Source organism: Bacillus sp. ISL-7, assembly GCF_018613065.1.
Map to the genome: position 1 here is coordinate 39,318 of NZ_JAGGQW010000048.1, position 20,720 is coordinate 60,037.

A 20,720-nucleotide genomic window follows, 5' to 3' on the forward strand; every position below is an offset into this window, starting at 1 on the left:
GTTTTTCGTATTGGCATTTTATTTTTTAAGAAGAGGGTGTATTTTGTGGGGTACAGAATTAAAGATGTGATGATTTCCGAGACAGAGATTAAAGACAGAGTGAAGGAATTATCAGAGCAAATTGAAAGTGAATTTAATAACGAAGCAATTATCCTCATCGTTGTCCTGAAGGGGTCGTTTGTTTTTGCTGCAGATCTGATTCGTGAGATGAAGGGGGAAATAAAAATTGATTTCATCTCGGTTTCCAGCTATGGAGATGAAACCGAGTCAACAGGAAAAGTAAGGTTATTGAAGGATCTTGATTCGAATATTACCAATCAGAATGTCCTCGTGGTTGAAGATATTATCGACAGCGGCCTGACATTACATTTCTTACGGGACCATTTAAAATCACACAAGCCAAAGCAAATTAAAATTTGTACATTGTTAGACAAGCCCGAAAGAAGAAAAGTCGATTTACCGGTGGATTATGTTGGCTTTGTAATCCCAGATGAGTTCATTGTCGGCTATGGGATTGACTTTGCCCAAAAGTATAGAAATTTACCTCATATCTCCACTGTTGAAGAGTGTTAGGGATTGGGTTCTAAAACTTCTTTCGTGTGGGAAATTTTGCTATATAATTAAACAATGATATACTTTTTACTGTAAAACTGTTGAATGATGGAGGAATGAATAATGTATACTTCTATATCTGAATTTATTGAGGATTGGAATCAAGAAGCGGCTTCTACGCAAAAGGTTTTGGATGCTTTGACAGATGGTTCACTTCAACAAGCGGTGTCCCCAGATGACCGTACACTAGGGAGAATAGCATGGCATGTCGTAACAAGTACACCTGAAATGCTTAACGAGTTCGGAGTTACGGTTGAAAATGTTGAAAACTCAAGTACGGTTCCGTCCTCAGCAAAAGAAATAGCGGACACCTTTCGCAAGGTTAGTGAAGACACTATGGACGCTGTCAAGAAGCAGTGGACAGATGCATCCTTAAAAGAAATGAAAAATGTCTTCGGGATGGATATGCAAAAAGCAATAACACTTTCTCTTTTAATCAAACACATCATTCATCACCGCGGACAAATGACAGTCTTAATGCGCCAAGCTGGATTAAATGTCCCTGGAGTGTATGGCCCATCAAGAAACGAATGGAGTCAAATGGGGATGAAAGCTCCAGCACTATAAATGTAATGTACATACTAGACTCTCAAGCACACTTAACAAAGGTGTGCTATTTTTATGCCTAACGTGCTAGTGCAATGTATCATAGTGCTAGCAAACTAATATATATTTGATATTGCTATCCTATTACCGGGTTTCTCTTTATATATCGTTGGTTGTATATCAAAAGAACTACTTTTTCTGCACGTTTTATTAATTTTGCATTTATGTTAAATATTTCTACATTTTTCTACAAAATAATCTAATTCAAGTGTCACCTTTCTATATTAAATCCTCCATTATTTTGGTAAAATATCAATAAGCAAAATTATACATACTCAAAAAAGATTAGTTGTAAAGTTAATCATTCAACAATCTCTACTACTAGATCATTAAAATCTTCAATTAGATCATAAGTCTACGAGTATTTTTTTGAATAGTGAGGCAATTAAATAAACGCATGATGAGGAGGAAGAATATGTGGGATATTGACATGAATATAGATCAAGTTGCAAGAATTAAAGTAATTGGTGTTGGCGGCGGAGGGAATAATGCTGTCAATCGTATGATTGAAGGTGGAGTTCAAGGGGTCGAATTTATTGCAGTGAATACTGATGCACAAGCTCTTAACCTATCAAATGCTGAGATAAAAATGCAAATTGGTGCACAATTGACAAGAGGATTAGGGGCAGGTGCTAATCCAGAAGTAGGCAGGAAAGCAGTTGAAGAAAGCAGAAGGCAGTTGGAAGATGTATTAAAAGGAGCAGATATGGTGTTCGTTACCGCTGGAATGGGTGGTGGTACGGGAACCGGTGCTGCTCCAGCGATTGCTGAAATTTCACGCGAACTTGGTGCATTGACTATCGGTGTCGTTACTCGTCCGTTTGGATTTGAGGGACGTAAACGTGCGCAAAATGCAGCAAACGGTATTGAATTAATGAGGGAAGCTGTTGACACCTTAATTATTGTTCCTAACGATCGATTATTGCAAATTGTTGACAAAAGAACACCGATGATTGAAGCGTTCCGGGAGGCGGATAATGTCCTTCGTCAGGGGGTTCAAGGTATTTCGGATTTAATTGCTGTCCCAGGTTTAATTAATCTGGATTTTGCAGATGTTAAGACAATCATGAGTAATCAAGGGACAGCCTTAATGGGCATAGGGGTTGCAAAAGGGGATGGACGCGCGGTTGAAGCAGCAAAAAAAGCTATTTCTAGTCCATTATTAGAAACATCGATTGACGGAGCTCAAGGGATACTCATGAACATCACAGGTGGTAAAGATTTAAGTCTTTATGAGGTGCAAGAGGCAGCCGACCTTGTGGCTTCTGCAGCAGATAAGGAACTAAATATGATTTTTGGTTCAATTATTAATGAAAATTTTAAAAATGAAATTATGATCACGGTCATTGCTACTGGTTTTGTTGATAAACAGGCACGAACCAAACCATCCACCCATTCACAAATGGAAAGTCAATCAAAATCACAAATAAATGCCCCAACCCGACGTGAGCAAGTGAGACATGAAGAACCAATTCATGTTAACGATCAATATGGGCAGGAATCAGAGGATTCGCTCGACATTCCGACGTTTTTGCGTAACCGAAACAAAAGGAATCGATAGCATTTCCTGCATCCGGCGCAATGAGTAGTGTGCACAGGACAACAGCCTAAATAGGAAGATGTCCCGGTGAACTCCTACCTTGCGCCATTGTTATAATTTGGCAATAGTCAATAAAATATTTTAATAAAAATAAGAAATAATCTGATTTTAATCGTTTAAATCGTTAAAACCGACTTGACTTATAGGAATAGTAAAACTATTATTATATTAATCATTTTTTGACTGAAAAGTATGTATTGTAAGATTGTTGAAACTAGTCATGATAAATAAATGATCACTGTAAGTTAATAATTCTTTGTGAGGTGGATTTTGGTGCAACTTCAAGTATTGAACAGTCCTTTTAATCAGGAGCAGGCAGAGCTCCTCAACCGCATTCTGCCTACCTTGACAGAATCACAAAAAGTCTGGCTGAGCGGGTTTTTGGCAGCAGCCCAATTTGCTTCGGTTCCAGGTTCAGGAAGTATTCAGGTGGCAGAACTTTCAGCAGGGAACACCCCAACGATTTCCAAAGATGTGACCATCCTTTTTGGATCACAAACGGGTAATGCTCAGGGCCTTGCTAAGAAGGCAGGCAAAAAGCTTGAGGGAGAGGGCTTTCAAGTAACTATTCAGTCGATGAGCGATTTTAAACCTAATAATTTAAAAAAGGTCCAAAACCTGCTGATTGTTACAAGTACCCATGGTGAAGGCACTCCGCCTGATAACGCGCTGTCATTTCATGAGTTTCTAAACGGAAAGCGGGCTCCAAAGCTTGATAATCTTCGCTTCTCCGTTTTGGCTCTAGGAGACAGCTCATATGAGTTTTTCTGTCAAACGGGTAAAGACTTCGATGCCCGGTTGGGAGAATTAGGCGGAACAAGGCTATATCCACGCTTTGACTGTGACCTTGATTATGATGAGCCAGCAGCTGAATGGCTGGCAGGTGTCCTTATCAGCCTAAATGAAGCCGTGGGCGTCATTCCAATTCCTGAACAAGAATTAGCATCACAACTAGTTGAATCAACGTATTCAAGGACCAATCCGTTTAAAGCAGAAGTACTTGAAAATATAAATCTAAACGGCCGTGGATCTAATAAAGAAACTCGTCACCTTGAGTTGTCACTCGAAGGTTCTGGACTTACATTTGAACCAGGGGATAGTCTTGGTATTTATCCGGAAAATGATCCCGCGCTAGTTCATTTACTTATAGAAGAAATGAACTGGGATCCGGAACAAGTGGTGACTGTTAATAAAAAGGGAGATGTGCTTTCACTTAAAGACGCACTTCTCTCAAACTTTGAAATAACGACCTTAACCAAACCGCTTCTTGAGAAGGCAGCATCACTTTCTGCCAATGAGAAAATACAGGAACTTATATCAGCGGGGAATGAAGATCAATTAAAAACGTACATTGATGGACGTGATTTGCTTGATTTGGTTCGGGACTTTACACCATGGATTGGCTCAGCTCAAGAGTTTGTCTCAATCCTTCGAAAGATGCCGTCCCGTCTTTATTCAATCGCGAGCAGTTTATCTGCAAATCCTGATGAAGTCCATTTGACGATAGGTGCGGTCCGCTATGAGGCACATGGACGTGAGAGAAAGGGTGTTTGTTCCATTCTAGCTGCGGAACGTCTGCAGCCAGGCGAAACAGTGCCAGTGTATATTCAACATAACGAAAACTTTAAGTTGCCAAAGAACGCAGATGCCCCAATTATCATGGTAGGTCCGGGGACAGGTGCAGCACCGTTTCGTTCCTTTATGCAAGAACGTGAAGAAACCGGAGCAACAGGTAAATCTTGGATGTTCTTTGGAGACCAGCATTTCGTGACGGATTTTCTTTATCAAACAGAATGGCAAAAGTGGCTGGAAAACGGCGTACTTACAAAAATGGATGTTGCATTTTCACGAGACACAGATCAAAAAGTATATGTTCAACAACGTATGTTAGAACATAGTCAAGAGTTATTTGAGTGGCTTCAAGAAGGTGCTCACCTCTATATTTGCGGTGACGAAAAACACATGGCACATGATGTTCATAACACTTTACTTGAGATTATTGAAATAGAAGGCGGCTTGAGTCGTGAAAAGGCCGAAGATTATTTAGCCGAGATGCAGCAGCAAAAACGTTATCAGCGTGATGTATACTGATTTGGGATGGAAAGGAGTTTTAACAACATGGTAAATCAAAAATTAAAGGCGCCAGATGGCCCGCCAAGTGATGTAGAAGGTATTAAAGAAAGAAGTAATTATTTGCGCGGAACTCTAAAAGAAGTAATGCTCGATCGGATTAGCGCCGGTATACCGGATGATGATAACCGTCTGATGAAACATCACGGTAGTTATTTGCAAGATGACCGGGATCTCCGCAATGAACGTCAAAAACAGAAGTTAGAACCTGCCTACCAATTCATGTTGCGTGTCCGTTTGCCTGGTGGGGTTGCCTCACCGGATCAATGGCTTGTTATGGATGAGCTTGCAGATAAATATGGGAATGGCACATTAAAACTGACTACTCGTGAAACATTCCAAATGCATGGGATTTTAAAATGGAATATGAAGAGTACCATTCAGGGGATTCATAACGCGCTGATGGATACGATTGCAGCTTGCGGAGACGTGAACAGAAATGTCATGTGTACTTCTAATCCATACCAATCGGAGCTTCATGCAGAAGTATATGAATGGTCAAAAAAATTGAGCAATGATTTATTACCGCGAACAAGAGCGTACCACGAAATATGGCTGGATGAAGAAAAAGTAGCCGGAACACCGGAGATCGACGAAGTTGAATCAATGTACGGACCGCTTTACTTGCCACGGAAGTTCAAAATTGGAATTGCTGTTCCGCCTGGCAATGATATTGATGTCTTTTCACAGGATCTTGGATTTATTGCGATTGTTGAAGATGATAAGCTTATCGGTTTCAACGTAGCGATTGGCGGCGGAATGGGGATGTCGCACGGCGACAAAGCAACCTATCCACAGCTTGCAAAAGTCATTGGCTTCTGTAAACCTGATCAATTGTATGATATAGCTGAAAAAACGATTACGATTCAACGGGACTACGGTAACCGTTCTGTCCGCAAAAATGCTCGTTTCAAGTACACTGTAGACAGACTTGGCCTTGAAACCGTTAAGGCTGAATTGGAACATCGACTTGGTTGGACATTAGATGAAGCAAAGCCTTACCATTTTGACCATAATGGTGACCGCTATGGCTGGGTAAAGGGCGTAAAAGGGAAATGGCATTTAACACTGTTTATTGAAGGCGGCCGTGTCGCAGACTTTGATGATTACAAGTTGAAGACAGGCTTGCGTGAAATCGCTAAAATTCATACCGGTGATTTCCACTTAACAGGAAATCAAAACGTAATTATAGCCAATGTATCAACCCAGGAAAAGAAAAAAATTGATGATTTGATTAAACAATATGGTTTAACAGATGGCAAGCATGCTTCAGCGCTGCGCCGCAGTTCAATGGTATGCGTTGCACTTCCAACCTGCGGTTTGGCGATGGCGGAAGCAGAGCGGTATTTACCATCTTTAATCAGTAAAATCGAAACCATTGTCGAAGAAAACGGTCTGAGCGACAAAGAGATTACCATCCGTATGACCGGTTGTCCGAATGGCTGTGCTCGTCATGCCCTTGGGGAAATTGGCTTTATCGGGAAAGCACCAGGCAAATACAATATGTATCTTGGTGCCGCCCATGATGGCAGCCGTCTAAGCAAAATGTATCGTGAAAACATTGGAGAAGAAGATATTTTAAACGAACTGCAAGTGTTGCTCCCTCGCTATGCAAAAGAACGGGAAGAAGGCGAGCACTTCGGTGATTATGTCATTCGAGCCGGTGTGATCGAAGCTACAACTGACGGTACCAATTTTCACAATTAATCAATTAACTAAAAGAGACAGGGAATTAAAATCCCTGTCTCTTTTGCCTTTTAACTCATATGGAATTTTTAATCTGCATATAAAAAAGGCAAACATGCCTAAAACACGTTTGCCTTTCGCTATATAGTGATGTATTAAAAACGATACAGTTATCCGCGTCTTCCGCCTCTGCCGCCACGTTTTGTTTCAGTACTGCGTTTTAAAGTGGATAAGTTCTCTTCACTAGCCTTTAAAAATTTAGCCATTTTGTCTTCAAAATTTTCTTTAGGTTTAAAATTGCTGCCGCCTTTTGCACGGAAATCTTTCGGACGGCTATCTACTCTTCCCTGACGTGGTGGACGTTGGGAATAAGACGAGGTTTGTCCTTCGGGCTTATCTATAGCTTTTTTGATGGACAAGGCAGTCTTTCCGTCCTTCTCACTAATTACTTTTACTTCAATTAGGTCGCCAACTTTAAGATGGTCATTTACGTCTTTAACATAGCTGTCCGCTACCTCACTGATATGGACTAACCCTGTTGTGCCACCAGGCAATTCTACGAATGCCCCAAAACTAGTGATGCCTGTTACTTTACCTTGTACCTTAGTACCTACCTCGATTGACATAAAAAAATGTTCCTCCTCAATAATGTTACAACCACCTCATTATAACAAATAGATGGGTATAATATCAATTCTTTCATCAAGTGCCAGACATCTTTTTTTATATAACCCTCAATTTCTAAAGTTTATTGATGTGTTATATGGAAAAGATTATAATTATTTCCATTTTTAGTTAAATAATATTATTCGACAATAAAGGAGTGAAGTGACTTTGTCAGGACCAAATCGGTGTGAAGTCTGTTTTTCCATTTCTTTTCGCAACTAGTTTTGGGTTTTAACCCTTTTGGCAATACTTCATTTTATAAAGGACGTATCCAGTGAAAAGTTCAAATAAATCCGTAAATTTTTTTGGGTTTTTGTTCGTTAGGATTTCGATTTTTTGTAATCGATAGGCTAAGCTGTTCCGATGAATATGCAGTTCCTTTGAAATGGCATTCATATCACCACTATTTTCAATAAAACTAATTAAGGTCTCAATCAGCTCCATACCCTTAGGACTTGTTTCAAGGTCTCGATAAAATCCACTAATTTCTTCAAACTCGATATTTTTATTTGTTAAGTAGTCGATAAATTTTAAATTGTTGTAATAACAGTGCCATTCGGTTAGCCTGAGTTTTTCAGCAATATCAAGGGCTCGTTTTGCTTCGTTGACCGACTTGCCTATGTGAATGTGACTTGTACTGATTCCGATTTTTGTTTCACTTTTCGAGACAATAGCTTCAAATCTTTTTAAAATATCACTGTCTTCAGGAACAATATACAGTATCGTAGTTTGGCTCAGACGAAAGGTGTATTCTTGATCAAGTAAAAACGGTTCTTTAAGGTTATTGCCTTTAACGATTACCGCTTTTCTTATAAGCTCCAGATTTATCCCAACCGCTTCACCGCTATGAATAAATGCTTCATCATATTCTTCGTTACGAAAAATCCAGTGATACAAAAATTCTTCCTTCATTTGTTCCTTAATTCTACGTTCTTTATATAAAAACTCTTGGTTGATTAATAGTTCAGCTGTTACTCGAACTAATTCAGCAAAAGGCTCAACAATATTTGGATCGCCGCTAATACCAATCACACCGATAATTTTATTTCTAAAATGGATGGGGATGTTCACTCCTGGCTTTGCTCCAGCATCTGAATTGTAAATGGAAACAATGGTGCCTTTCTCAATGGCTGCTATCGCTCCTTGATGATAGGTGCCGATTCGGTCCTGATCGCCGCTGCCAATAATTAATCCAATTTCATCCATAATATTTACATTATAGGGGAGGACCTTCATTACTTTGTTAGCAATCTCTTGAGCTAATACCTTATTAATTTTCATAGTTTTACCCCCGTAATTATAAAGCCTTGTAAAACAATAAAATAAGACTTGTCTATTTGCACAAATAAATAGTAGATTTATTATTAATTTGAATGATGATTTATTTGTAAGACAATTATACAATATAAATGTAAACGGTTACTAGAAATAAACAAGAAGAAACGTTTAGATGGAGTTCCAATGCCAAATCGGAAGAACTAGGAGGAACAAAAATGTTTAAACCAAAAGGAGTCATTCCTGCGTTAGTAACACCGTTGGACAAAAGTGGGAAATTAATGGAGGATGCACTCAGAAAATTAATTGACTACACCATTTCAGGTGGTGTCCATGGGCTGTTTATTTTAGGAAGCAGCGGTGAAATTTATGGATTAACGAATGAGCAAAAACGCCGTGTTGTTGAAGTGACAGTTGAGCACACAGCAGGTAGAGTCCCTATTTATTGTGGTGCAAGTGAAATTACCACTCGAGACTGTATCCAAACAGCACAGATGGTTCAGGAAATCGGGGGCGTGTCAGCATTATCTGTCCTTACTCCTTATTTCTTGACGCCGAACCAGGGTGAATTAATGGACCATTTTAAAGCGATTGCAAAATCGACAGATCTACCAATTATCCTGTATGGAAATGAAGCACGAACCCAAGTGAAAATCGATGTCAAGACTTGCGAGGAATTAAGTAAGGTGGACAACATTATCGGAATTAAAGATAGCAGCGGGGACATGACCAAAATGGCTGAGTATCTTCGAGTTACTGATCGTGAGACCTTTTCTGTTCTAGCAGGTCGTGACACCCTCATTTACTCAGGGCTCTGTCACGGGGGAACTGGTGCCATTGCAAGTACAGGGAACATCGCTCCAAAATTAGTTTCAGAGATTTACAATACTTTTGTGTCAGGTGATCATCAAAAATCACTAGAATTGCAATTAAAGCTCTCACCATTACGACTCTGTGTCGATAAAGCGACCTTCCCAGTTGTCTTAAAAGAAGGATTGAAAATGGTCGGCATTGATGTAGGTTATGCATTAGCACCAGCAGGAGAGATGAGTCCTGAAGGTAAGCGATTATTAGTAAATGTACTGAAAGATCTAGAATTATATCAAACACATTAATTCCTAGCGGAAGGAAGTAACCACTATGCCATTAGTATATGTTGCATTAGCAGTTGCCCTCATACTTATTTTGATGATTCCACTTAAAATGAATGGATTTATTGCCTTAATCATTGCTGCTTTATTTGTAGGTTTTCTCCAAGGTATGCCAATAGAAAAGTTGATGGAATCCATTTATGGAGGAATTGGTGGACAACTCGATGACCTGCTGTTAATTCTAGGTTTTGGAGCCATGTTAGGAACAGTAATGGCAGATGCCGGAGCTGCTCAACGTATTGCCAACACTTTAATTGACAAGATGGGTGTTAAACGAGTACAAATCGCCATGTTGATTGCTGCTTATATCCTTGGAATTACAATGTTCTTTGAAGTCGCATTTGTATTATTGATTCCTCTAGTTTTCACCGTTGCTCGTCAAACAAAATTAAATTTACTTTGGGTAGCAATTCCAACAGCAGTTGGATTATCCACAACACATAGTTTTTTACCGCCGCATCCAGGACCAGCTGCAGTAGTAGGGGTTTTCGGATCAAGCATGGGCTTAACATTATTATACGGACTCATCATTGCCATTCCTGTTGGTGCTTTTATCGCATTAACTTGGCCAAGATTGCCATTCATTAATAAGATGAATCCAAGCATTCCAGAAGGACTTGGAAGTTCGAAAATTTTTAAAGATGAAGAAATGCCAAGCTTCATGGCAAGTATTACTTCTGCCCTTATCCCTGTTGTCTTAATGGGAATATCTGCAGTATGTGAAGTAGCACTTCCAGAAGGAAATAGCTTTAGGCATATCATGGAATTCTTTGGTTCTGCTACAATCGCCTTGATGATTTCACTTTTACTTTCATTCTATCTTCTTGGCACTAGAGTAGGCCGTTCATTAAAAGATGTCATGCAATCATGTGCAAATAGTGTAAAACCGATGGCAATGATCATTCTTGTAATCGGTGCAGGCGGTGCGTTTAAACAAGTACTTGTTGATAGCGGCATTGCTGATTATATCAAAGATTTAACAGGCGGATGGGATATTTCACCTATCATCCTTGCTTGGTTAATTGCAGCATTGTTACGTATTGCCCTTGGTTCAGCAACTGTAGCTGTAATGACTGCAGCTGGTGTGGTTCTGCCAATCGCACAATCTTCTGGTGTTAGTATGGAATTAATGACTCTTGCCGTTACATGTGGTAGTGTCGCATTTTCACACGTTACTGACCCTGGGTTCTGGATGTATAAAGAATATCTCAACTTATCAGTAGGTGAAGCGATTAAAACAAGAACCACTTATACAACAGCACTCGCAATCCTTGGTTTAGCAGGGGTATTAATCCTAAATATGTTTGTAGGCTAAAAAAAAATAAAGACTAAGCTGGGAGTAAAAAAGACATTTTTACTTCTTCTTAGATCATACTTCAGGAGGAATAAAAAATGAAAATTGGATTTATTGGACTCGGAATTATGGGTAAACCGATGAGTAAAAATTTAATCAAAGCAGGATATCAATTAATTGTAAGTGATTTTAATAAAGAGGCTGTTCATGAATTAGAACTATTAGGGGCTGAACTCGGTTCTACTCCTAAAGAAATCGCAGAAAAATCTGATATCGTCATTACCATGCTGCCAAACTCTCCGAATGTAAAAGCAGTTGCCTTGGGAGAAAACGGATTAATAGAAGGTGCGCACGAAGGATTAGTATATATTGACATGAGTTCTATTTCACCAGGTGTTTCCCGTGAAGTGTATCAGAGATTAGCTGAAAAGGGCGTTGATATGCTAGATGCACCAGTTAGCGGAGGAGAACCAAAAGCTATTGATGGTACAATGTCTGTCATGGTTGGCGGGAAAGTAGAAGTGTTTGAAAAATGTAAAGAAGTTTTAGATGCAATGGCTGGTTCCGTTGTGCTAGTGGGCGAGATTGGTGCTGGAAATATCACAAAGCTTGCCAACCAAGTTATTGTTGCTCTAAACATCGCAGCCGTTTCCGAAGCGCTTGTTTTATCTCAAAAAGCAGGTGTGGAACCAGCTGCAGTATTTGAAGCAATCCGCGGCGGATTAGCTGGAAGTACTGTTCTTGAAGCAAAGGGTCCAATGATGCTAGATCGTAATTTTGATCCTGGTTTTAGAATTAACCTTCATATTAAAGACCTTACAAATGCGCTTGAAACTTCACATGAGTTTGGGGTACCACTTCCATTAACATCATCTGTCCTAGAAATGATGTATGCACTTAAAGTCGATGGACATGAGTTCGAGGATCACAGCAGTCTTGTGAAGTTCTATGAAAAGTTAGCTAACGTAGAAGTAAGTCGCTAGTTCTTATTTAGTGTAAGGGAAGTGTTTCAATATATACCACTTTCCTTACCAATAAAATCTACTAAAAAATTAGATTGGAGACTTCCATATGAATAAAGTTCAGACCCAAGTTAATGTTACTCCAGTTGTCACAGAAATGTCCGTTTACTCTGTTGCAGGCCGAGATAGTATGCTTTTAAACTTAAGTGGTGCTCATGGTGCCTATTTTACACGTAATATTGTCATTCTAAAGGACAGCAATGGAAATGTTGGTGTTGGAGAAGTACCTGGCGGTGAGGGGATACGCAAAACTTTAGAAGATGCCAAACCACTTGTACTAGGATCATCGATTGGAAACTATAATAATATCTTAAATAATGTAAGAAAAACGTTTGCAGGTCGTGATGCTAGCGGACGTGGATTACAAACCTTTGATTTAAGAATCACGATTCATGCAGTAACTGCTATCGAAGCAGCTTTACTAGATCTTTTAGGAAAGCATTTAAATGTACCAGTTGCAGCTCTTTTAGGAGAAGGTCAGCAGCGTGATAAAGTAAAAACACTTGGTTATCTGTTCTACATTGGAGACCCTAATAAGACTGATTTACCTTATTATAGTAATCAAGATTCTGATGTAGATTGGTATCGAATTCGTCATGAAGAAGCGTTAACACCGGAAGCAATTGTTCGTCTTGCAGAAGCATCTCAAGCGCATTATGGCTTCAAAGACTTTAAGCTAAAAGGCGGCGTATTAGAGGGCAAGGAAGAAATGAAAGCCATCAAAGCATTAAAAGAACGTTTTCCTGATGCAAGAATCACTCTTGATCCAAATGGAGCATGGTCATTAAAAGAAGCAGTTGAGCTATGTAAAGATATGCATGGAATTCTTGCTTATGCTGAAGATCCTTGCGGTGCTGAAAATGGTTATTCTGGACGTGAAATTATGGCTGAGTTTAGAAGACAAACGGGTCTTCCAACAGCAACGAATATGATTTCAACCGATTGGCGTCAAATGGGCCATACCATTTCCTTACAATCAGTAGATATTCCACTTGCCGATCCACATTTCTGGACAATGCAGGGTTCAGTACGTGTAGCGCAAATGTGTAATGAATGGGGACTTACATGGGGCTCCCACTCAAACAATCATTTCGATATCTCACTGGCTATGTTTACACATGTTGCCGCTGCAGCTCCTGGCGAGATTACTGCAATAGATACTCACTGGATTTGGCAGGAAGGGACAGAACGGTTAACTAAGGAGCCATTCCAAATTGTTGACGGTGACATTACAGTTCCTAACAAACCAGGTCTAGGCGTTGAAGTGGATATGGATCAAATCATGAAAGCTCATGAAATGTATAACAACATGGGACTAGGCTCTCGAGATGATGCAGTCGGAATGCAATTCTTAATTTCAGACTGGAAATTCGATAATAAACGTCCTTGTTTAGTCCGATAAAAAAATTAGGGTGGCTGAAAGGTCACCCTAAACTTTTTACTCTTACTACAAGGTTGGGACATAACTAAAAAACCATTAAACTCATACTTTGTCATAGAACGGTTGAGTAATTATTTATTAATTTTTTCTACTTAAAGTGTAAAGGACAGATTACTATGAAGTTTGTGTTAGCGCCTGATTCATTTAAGGAAAGCATGACAGCGAAAAATGCTGCCCTTGCTATGGAGAAAGGAATCCAAAAGGTCTTCCCTGATGCGGAATGCGTAATCGTGCCAATGGCGGACGGTGGGGAAGGAACCGTTGAGTCTCTTGTTAGTATGACTAATGGAGAAATCATCAAAACTGAAGTTCTAGGACCTTTAGGAGAGAAAAGATTTGCGGAGTTTGGTCTGTTAGGGGAAGGGCAAACAGCTGTTATTGAAATGGCTACAGCGAGTGGATTAGAATTAATCCAACCAGAAGATCGCAATCCATTAATCACAACAACATACGGTACCGGTCAGTTAATTAAATCTGCCCTAGATAAGGGTATAACCCGTATCCTTATAGGAATTGGCGGAAGTGCAACCAATGACGGCGGCGTTGGAATGCTTCAAGCACTTGGAGTTTCATTTAAGGATAAGAACGGAGAAGAACTTGTCTTTGGCGGAGGTGCGTTGGGTCAATTACATTCCATTGATTTAAGTGGCTTAGATGACCGAATTAATCAAGTCAAAATTGATGTAGCCTGTGATGTCACGAATCCACTAATTGGAGAAAACGGTGCATCCGCAATCTTTGGCCCGCAAAAGGGTGCAACACCTGAAATAGTCCAACTTCTTGATCAAAATTTAGCTCTTTATGCTGACTTAATCAAGCAAGAACTCGGAAAGGATATCGCATATACGGAAGGTGCAGGAGCCGCTGGTGGTCTAGGTGCAGGGTTAATGGCATTTCTAAATGCTCATTTAAAAAAGGGCGTAGAACTTATAATCGAGTATACTGGACTTGAGGAAAGAGTTAAGGGTGCAGACTATGTTTTTACTGGCGAGGGCAGTATTGATGGCCAAACTTTATTTGGGAAGACACCGTTTGGGGTTGCTACCATCGCACAGAAATATTCTATTCCAGTCATTGCATTTGCAGGTAGAATTGGAACTGGTATCGAGCCATTATATGATCATGGATTCACCGCAATTATTGGAATTTTAAGGGGTGTTACATCTTTAAATGAAGCACTAGAATCAGGTGAAGCAAATCTTGCTTTCACAGCAGAAAATATTTGCCGGGTATTAAAAATATAATATTTATTCCAAAAAAAGTAGCTGTCGAGCTTTCGACAGCTTTTTTTCATATAAATTGTTGCCTAATATAGGTATAATATTATTAGTCTTACAAATAAAGATAAAAAATTCAAGGGGCGAAATGATGGTTGGTTCTCCGAAAAAAATAATTGTAGAATCCGTAAATCGAAATACCTTATCGAAGCAGGTTGTTGAAAGTATTATTAACTTATTAATTAGTGGACAATTGAAACCAGGTGATAAATTGCCGACTGAAATGGAACTAATAGAAGTTCTAGATGTCAGCCGGCCTGTGTTACGTGAGGCTTTAAGTTCACTCGATACACTTGGTGTAATAACACGTAAAACCCGTGAAGGAACTTTTTTTAACAATAAAATCGGCAGTCATCCATTTTCAGTCATGTTAGCTCTGGCCCATGATAATTTGCCAGCAATCATAGAGGCACGGATGGCATTAGAACTAGGATTAGTGACACTTGCAGCAGAGAAAATAAGTGAGAAACAGCTTTCAAAATTAAAAGAGACGATTGATATTATCGCTAACAGCAAAGACAATAACTATGTCGAAGCGGATAAGGAATTTCATCAAACCATTGCCTTAAGTGCAGATAATCCAATTGTCGAAGGAATGATCGATTCATTAATTATCACTTTTAAAAAAATCGATAGCGAAATTAAATATCGTGAGCGTGAGCGAACACTCAAAGAACACATAGCTATTTACGAGGCATTGGTAAAAAGGGATCCGTTTGAAGCATTTCATCACATGTTCCTTCACCTTGATTCTGTACGACAGAAACTATTAAAATAATACCAACTTGTAAACCGGTGTTACGCATTTTATGTTGGAAAATTCGCAAAATAAATTTTATTGAAAGCGTATGCTATAATGGTCGTAAAAACAACAGCAAGGAGAAATCGCTATGTTGAAAGATATTTTTATCGGCTTATCTCAAAATCAATTTTTAAATAATACAGCTAAAAAATACGGCCTAAAATTAGGTGCACAAAGTGTTGTGGCTGGAACAAATATACCTGAAATGATTAAAAGTATTAAGGAACTGAATGCTCAGGGAATCTCTTGTACTGTTGATAACTTAGGGGAATTCGTTTTTAAAGAAGAAGAGGCGACAGCTGCGAAAGAACAAATCCTCAAAGTAATCGACGCGATTCATGAGAATAAAGTGGATGCACATATCTCCTTAAAACCAACTCAAGTAGGATTAGATATTGAATATGAATTTTGTCTAAATAATGTAAGAGAAATCGTCGATCAAGCACATCGATACGATATTTTTGTCAATATTGATATGGAGGACTTCAAACATCTGGAGCCAACATTTAATTTATTGGACGACCTGTCGCTGGAATATAATAATGTTGGAACCGTCATTCAATCTTATTTCCACAAAGCACAAGAATACCTTGAAAGATATAAAAACTTCCGTATTCGTCTAGTTAAAGGTGCCTACAAAGAGTCCGCAGAAATTGCCTATCAAGATAAGAAGGATATTGATGCAAACTTTATCAAGATTACCGAATGGCATCTATTAAATGGTAAATTCACTTCAATTGCCACACATGATCATCGAATTATTAATCATGTGAAAGAATTTGTTAAGAAGCACGATATTCCGAATGAGAAATTCGAATTTCAAATGCTTTATGGGTTTAGGAAAGATATGCAGCTGCAATTAGCAAGTGAAGGCTACAATTTTTGTACCTATGTTCCTTTCGGCAATGACTGGTATGGTTATTTTATGAGACGACTAGCTGAAAGACCACAAAACTTAAATCTTGTCGCTAAACAAGTTTTTAATAAAAAAACGAACACATTGATTGGTGTAGCAGCAGGGGCATTTCTATTAGGAAGAATGACTAAGGCGGATAAGAAAAAACGACGTTAATGACCTAAATTCCAACGATAACTAACTGCAATCCTTCAACCTCCCATTTTAAGCAGATGGGGGGGTTTTGTGTGGGTTTAAATTCTGCTAAAAAAGTGCGTAAACAATGGAACCACTTATTTTTGATATGCAGTCGCCTTAGAACATCGGATTTTTTTAGGACCAAACCTCCCGAAACAAAAAAAAGGCACCTAGCCTTTGTTAGTTATTTTATTAACAACAAAGGTATTAGGCACCAGTTTTCACTGCATTATATGAAAAATTGCTGTCATCCCATTGGAAAATACCTTCTTGAAGCTTTATGGTGGCATCAAAAGGGCAAGTAATGGCTAAATCACCATCTGCAGGTGTTTCATATAGGCAGTTATTCTTTTGGTCCATCAATTCTTTTTTTAGACGAAGCATGTCCAGTTTTGAAGCGACACGAAGGATTTTATCAAGAGTTATCTTCTTTTCACTAATGCCATGACTGTTACAAATGCTTGTCTGAAAACTCTTGTTATACTGGATCATCATATGCAAATCATTGATACAGGCTACGCCAAAAACTTCTTTTATTACGTCCTCATAGCGCAGCTGGGTGCCAGTTGCAAATTTAATAATATTCTTTTCAGGATTTTCTAAGAAATAAACCGTTTCAATAAAATTTTCCATATAAACACCCTTTCTATATTTTAAATTCTGTTGCCGAGTCATTAAGTTGATTTTCCAATGAGTCAGTTTTTAAGAAACTTATGGCAATTTGAGTCGATTAGGAGCTACTATCTTTAGTGTTACTCACTGAAAAATCAGTAGGTTATTTTTATTATAACATATTTTGAATGTGTTTGCTGATTCAACTCGAGATATGTAGATATTTGTCGGAAAACCTATTTTCTCACCTAATTTGGTGAGTTTTTTATTTCTACAATTATTTATATTTAGTAGAACGACTTACCAATAATAGCATGTTGTAAACGAATAGTTTAATAAAGTAATATCGTTATATAAGTATTTTATCCTCATAGGAACGGAGAATGATTTTGAAAAATTTAGGCGCAGGTTTTCTTGCCTTTATACTATTAATTAACGTGTTCATACCAAGTGTATCAGCCGAAAAAATAGAGCCAAAGATTAAAGTAAAACTGGTCAATTATCTTGGAAATAAAACGGAGATAACGATAAGACCTACAGGCGATTACAACGTGGAGCAATCAACTGTCCGCTTAACTACCGGAAAGACTTATCTCGTAAACAACTCGAAAGAGTTGAACAACAAGTAAAAGAAGTTCTCAACAAAATACCATTTGCAAAAAAACTACTTATGATTAAAGGAATAAGTGAAATTTCATTAGCTGGGATACTAGGTGAGTCAGGTGATCTAAGTGGATTCTCTCACGGAAACTCTCTATTACGTCATGCAGGATTACATCTAGCTGAAGCAAGTTCTGGCAAGTGGAAAGGTCAGATTGTTATTTCGAAGCGTGGAAGGTCGAGACTACGACGTTTCCTCTACTTAGCAACCATGAGCCTTGTGATGAATAACCCTGAATTTAAAGCCCTACATTCCCATAATGTGAAGGTCAAGAAGATAAAGAAAATGAAATCAATAATGAAACTGATCGGTAAACTAGCAAGGATTTTTGTAGGAATAGCACGACGAAACGAGTCTTACTGTCCTAATAAACTACAAGAATTAATCCCTTTAGCTGCTTAGAAATAAAACATTAGTTTATTAAATATATCAATTAAATAATAGACTTTAATTTTGAATGTTGTCTTATTCGTAGGATTTCAAATATGTACGGAGTACCAGGTTTATTCAACAAAAGGGCACTGTGACCCATCAGGTTAGCATAACTGGCCTCCACCCCTTGGATAGGCATGACGAAGGAATGAGAGGGCAATTGACCCGTTGAGACATGGGAGGGAAAGCCTCCAGGGGCGGCGTGGAGATGTACATTATATGGTAAAATATGGAGTAGTAGCTAACTCCTTTATTTAACTATGCCTTCACGAAGCCAAATGATCTGAATTCATTCCAATTACCCGTCATTCTATTTATAGAGGTTATGAAATCCTGCGAATAAGTGAGCATTCAAGAGATATTCGTATCAAGCTGAGGGAGTTGAATAAGAATTCCTATAAAAAAATGGGGATAATGGTGCGAATTTTTGTTAAAGTATTTTTGTTCCTATGAGATTTAACATATGATTTCATACAAATAAAGATAAAAAAACTAAATAAGAAAGGGTACGATTTTTTTGAAAAAAGAACAAAAGGCTCTATTTAAAGAAATTGAAAAAATTCAAGAAAAGGCTATGAGAGAGTTAGCTAAAGAATTTGGTTTAAAAAAAAGGTCAATCTGCTTATTTAAAAAAGTAGGAGATTTTTTTGTAGAGGGAGTCTATTCAACAAATTTTACAGATGATACTGAAATTTCAATTAGTATGAATTGTAATATAAAACCTTTTAGTTATGATGATCTATTTTGGGAAGTATTTGATATGCAGGCAAATGCAAAAGAACCTATGAGCTTAAGAGCAGTAGGAGCTTTTGTAGCTCCAATCTATACTATAAAAGAGATTAGGATTGTTGAATACAGTTTAGAGAAAATTGAAGATGATATTCGACAAACTGTAATAGGATTTATTGATACTTTCAAGACGTTTATAAATTCAATGGAAAATAATGTAGATAATTTCAATAAGTTCGTTATACAACAAACAGATTTTTACCACGAAGACCTGATGAAAATGTTAGCCTATTTACATAGTGGAAAATACATTAGTGCATTAAATAGTGCTAATGAGTTAATAAGTAGAGGTGACACAGGGCCCCTGAAAAATGGGAATAAAGGTATTTATGAATATATCGTAGAGTATTGCGAAAAAAAACTTAGCATTCATTAATATTTTTAATTTTCTACAATCATTTCTTATTCAGCTAACGGGTGCTTTACTTAAAGAAACTGAATTTCCGGACCTAAATGTGGTCTTTTTTTGCTGTTCTCTTTTTTCTAAAAGATTTTATTTTTTCAAACTTTAAGGTTAAAGTAATCATTCCATACCAATTTTTCATTTCGCTCTTTTTTTCATTAGCTTTTGATTGCTTGATTTTGATTTTTTTAGGTATCCTTAACCCAAATTGTTTTACCGGTATGATTTACTTAATGTTTGCGTCATCATCTTAGATTTAGGCTATATTAAATCCTGATGTTGATCTTTACGATAAGAAAACCGCCTCGTTGAAGAGGCGGCTTATTGAGCTATGGTATCCGTCATAATCTGCTTTAGGAGAAAAGATCATCTAACCGTTTGGTAAACGAGGGCTATGGCTCCAGAATCAAATGTCTTGTTTTCGATCAGTTTAAGATTGATCTTCTCCTTGAGACCTTGGAATAACGGCAACCCGCTGCCGATCAGGACGGGAGAAACCGTAATTTTATACTCATCTATTAAATCAAACTGCATAAGGTAGTGTGCTAACCTAGGACTGCCGAGGATGACCATATCCTTGCCTGGCTGCAGTTTGAGGTTCTTGATCTCTTCCTCGACATCTTCTTTCACCAGTCTGGAATTGTTCCATTCGACTTTCTCCAACGTCGTGGAAAAAACGATTTTGGGTGTCTTTTCGATCCACTCGGCATGATTCCGTTCATGCTGCGAAGCTGAGGGGTCAGAAGGCACAGATGTCCAGTAACTGTGCATCATCTGATAAGTCTCACGTCCCCATATGACAGTGTCGGCAGTACTCAGAATTTCTTTCGCGTGTTTCTCCAAGTCAGCATCGTATGAAACCCAGCCAATGTCCATTTCACCGTTCGGACCTTCTACAAAACCGTCAAGCGATGCGTGCAGAAATAGAACGAGTTTTCTCATTTTTATTCTCCTTTGTTCATGAGGGATATTTTTTCATACTTCTTTACCTCCAATGTAAGTATAACCAATTTTTTATAAATTTTGGTAAAAAAGTTCTATAAGTTACACTAATTAAAATAAAATGGGACGGTGCCAGCATCAGTCCCGTTATGTTAAAGAGAAGATTGTGAAGAACTACACTTAACAAACGGGTGCTTTACTTCAATTGAACTATAACCCGAATATT

At 38.3% G+C, this 20,720-nt stretch carries 18 protein-coding genes and 1 pseudogene; 15 read left to right on the forward strand and 4 right to left on the reverse strand.

Annotation, left to right across the window (positions count from 1 at the left end):
• The first annotated feature begins 45 nt into the window (after positions 1-45).
• The 5 genes from hpt to cysI all read left to right on the forward strand — a co-directional run bounded on the left by hpt (position 46) and on the right by cysI (position 6,655).
• Entirely contained in the window at positions 46-573 is a 528-nt protein-coding gene (gene hpt, locus J7E66_RS20050; RefSeq protein ID WP_215003100.1) for a hypoxanthine phosphoribosyltransferase, read from the forward strand.
• Between the two features lie 102 nt (positions 574-675).
• On the forward strand, positions 676-1,179 hold the full coding sequence (locus tag J7E66_RS20055; protein WP_215003102.1) for a DinB family protein: 504 nt from the start codon (positions 676-678) through the stop codon (positions 1,177-1,179).
• Between the two features lie 454 nt (positions 1,180-1,633).
• Complete coding sequence (gene ftsZ / locus J7E66_RS20060) at positions 1,634-2,779, forward strand: cell division protein FtsZ (protein ID WP_215003104.1); 1,146 nt, start codon at positions 1,634-1,636, stop codon at positions 2,777-2,779.
• A gap of 312 nt (positions 2,780-3,091) precedes the next feature.
• Positions 3,092-4,909, forward strand: a complete 1,818-nt coding sequence (locus tag J7E66_RS20065) for an assimilatory sulfite reductase (NADPH) flavoprotein subunit (RefSeq protein WP_215003106.1) — start codon at positions 3,092-3,094, stop codon at positions 4,907-4,909.
• A 27-nt stretch (positions 4,910-4,936) separates the two neighbouring features.
• A complete protein-coding gene (cysI, locus tag J7E66_RS20070; protein WP_215003108.1) occupies positions 4,937-6,655 on the forward strand; it encodes an assimilatory sulfite reductase (NADPH) hemoprotein subunit in 1,719 nt (572 codons plus the stop codon).
• Positions 6,656-6,804: 149 nt separating this feature from the next.
• Here the strand turns inward: cysI and J7E66_RS20075 are convergent, their stop codons facing one another.
• Together J7E66_RS20075 and J7E66_RS20080 are read right to left on the reverse strand one after the other, a co-directional pair.
• On the reverse strand, positions 6,805-7,260 hold the full coding sequence (locus J7E66_RS20075) for a S1 domain-containing RNA-binding protein (protein WP_215003109.1): 456 nt from the start codon (positions 7,258-7,260) through the stop codon (positions 6,805-6,807).
• Positions 7,261-7,531: 271 nt separating this feature from the next.
• A complete protein-coding gene (locus tag J7E66_RS20080) occupies positions 7,532-8,581 on the reverse strand; it encodes a CdaR family transcriptional regulator (RefSeq protein WP_215003111.1) in 1,050 nt (349 codons plus the stop codon).
• 212 nt (positions 8,582-8,793) lie between these two features.
• Between J7E66_RS20080 and dapA the strand changes: the two genes are divergently transcribed.
• From dapA to J7E66_RS20115, 7 genes are all read left to right on the forward strand, one after another.
• On the forward strand, positions 8,794-9,690 hold the full coding sequence (gene dapA, locus J7E66_RS20085; protein ID WP_215003113.1) for a 4-hydroxy-tetrahydrodipicolinate synthase: 897 nt from the start codon (positions 8,794-8,796) through the stop codon (positions 9,688-9,690).
• A gap of 25 nt (positions 9,691-9,715) precedes the next feature.
• Positions 9,716-11,041, forward strand: a complete 1,326-nt coding sequence (locus J7E66_RS20090) for a gluconate:H+ symporter (RefSeq protein ID WP_215003115.1) — start codon at positions 9,716-9,718, stop codon at positions 11,039-11,041.
• 77 nt (positions 11,042-11,118) lie between these two features.
• A complete protein-coding gene (garR, locus tag J7E66_RS20095) occupies positions 11,119-12,003 on the forward strand; it encodes a 2-hydroxy-3-oxopropionate reductase (protein ID WP_215003117.1) in 885 nt (294 codons plus the stop codon).
• An 88-nt stretch (positions 12,004-12,091) separates the two neighbouring features.
• On the forward strand, positions 12,092-13,444 hold the full coding sequence (gudD, locus tag J7E66_RS20100) for a glucarate dehydratase (RefSeq protein ID WP_215003119.1): 1,353 nt from the start codon (positions 12,092-12,094) through the stop codon (positions 13,442-13,444).
• 155 nt (positions 13,445-13,599) lie between these two features.
• Positions 13,600-14,727, forward strand: coding sequence for a glycerate kinase family protein (locus J7E66_RS20105; protein ID WP_215003121.1), 1,128 nt, complete (start codon positions 13,600-13,602; stop codon positions 14,725-14,727).
• 124 nt (positions 14,728-14,851) lie between these two features.
• Positions 14,852-15,538: a FadR/GntR family transcriptional regulator gene (locus J7E66_RS20110; RefSeq protein ID WP_215003139.1), complete on the forward strand. Its 687-nt coding sequence runs from the start codon at positions 14,852-14,854 to the stop codon at positions 15,536-15,538.
• Positions 15,539-15,650: 112 nt separating this feature from the next.
• Entirely contained in the window at positions 15,651-16,634 is a 984-nt protein-coding gene (locus tag J7E66_RS20115) for a proline dehydrogenase family protein (protein WP_215003123.1), read from the forward strand.
• Positions 16,635-16,862: 228 nt separating this feature from the next.
• On the opposite strand, the gene J7E66_RS20120 is transcribed toward J7E66_RS20115, so the two are convergent.
• Positions 16,863-17,288, reverse strand: a complete 426-nt coding sequence (locus tag J7E66_RS20120) for a hypothetical protein (RefSeq protein ID WP_215003125.1) — start codon at positions 17,286-17,288, stop codon at positions 16,863-16,865.
• Between the two features lie 368 nt (positions 17,289-17,656).
• Here J7E66_RS20120 and J7E66_RS20125 point away from each other — a divergent pair, with 368 nt between their 5' ends.
• The 3 genes and pseudogenes from J7E66_RS20125 to J7E66_RS20135 all read left to right on the forward strand — a co-directional run bounded on the left by J7E66_RS20125 (position 17,657) and on the right by J7E66_RS20135 (position 19,525).
• Entirely contained in the window at positions 17,657-17,896 is a 240-nt protein-coding gene (locus J7E66_RS20125) for a hypothetical protein (protein ID WP_215003127.1), read from the forward strand.
• Positions 17,854-18,330 (forward strand): annotated as a pseudogene (locus J7E66_RS20130) (IS110 family transposase); the annotation flags it as partial. The gene J7E66_RS20125 and the pseudogene J7E66_RS20130, both read left to right, overlap by 43 nt.
• Positions 18,331-18,877: 547 nt before the next feature.
• Complete coding sequence (locus J7E66_RS20135) at positions 18,878-19,525, forward strand: hypothetical protein (RefSeq protein ID WP_215003129.1); 648 nt, start codon at positions 18,878-18,880, stop codon at positions 19,523-19,525.
• A 393-nt stretch (positions 19,526-19,918) separates the two neighbouring features.
• On the opposite strand, the gene J7E66_RS20140 is transcribed toward J7E66_RS20135, so the two are convergent.
• Entirely contained in the window at positions 19,919-20,494 is a 576-nt protein-coding gene (locus J7E66_RS20140) for a dihydrofolate reductase family protein (RefSeq protein ID WP_215003131.1), read from the reverse strand.
• Positions 20,495-20,720 lie beyond the last annotated feature (226 nt).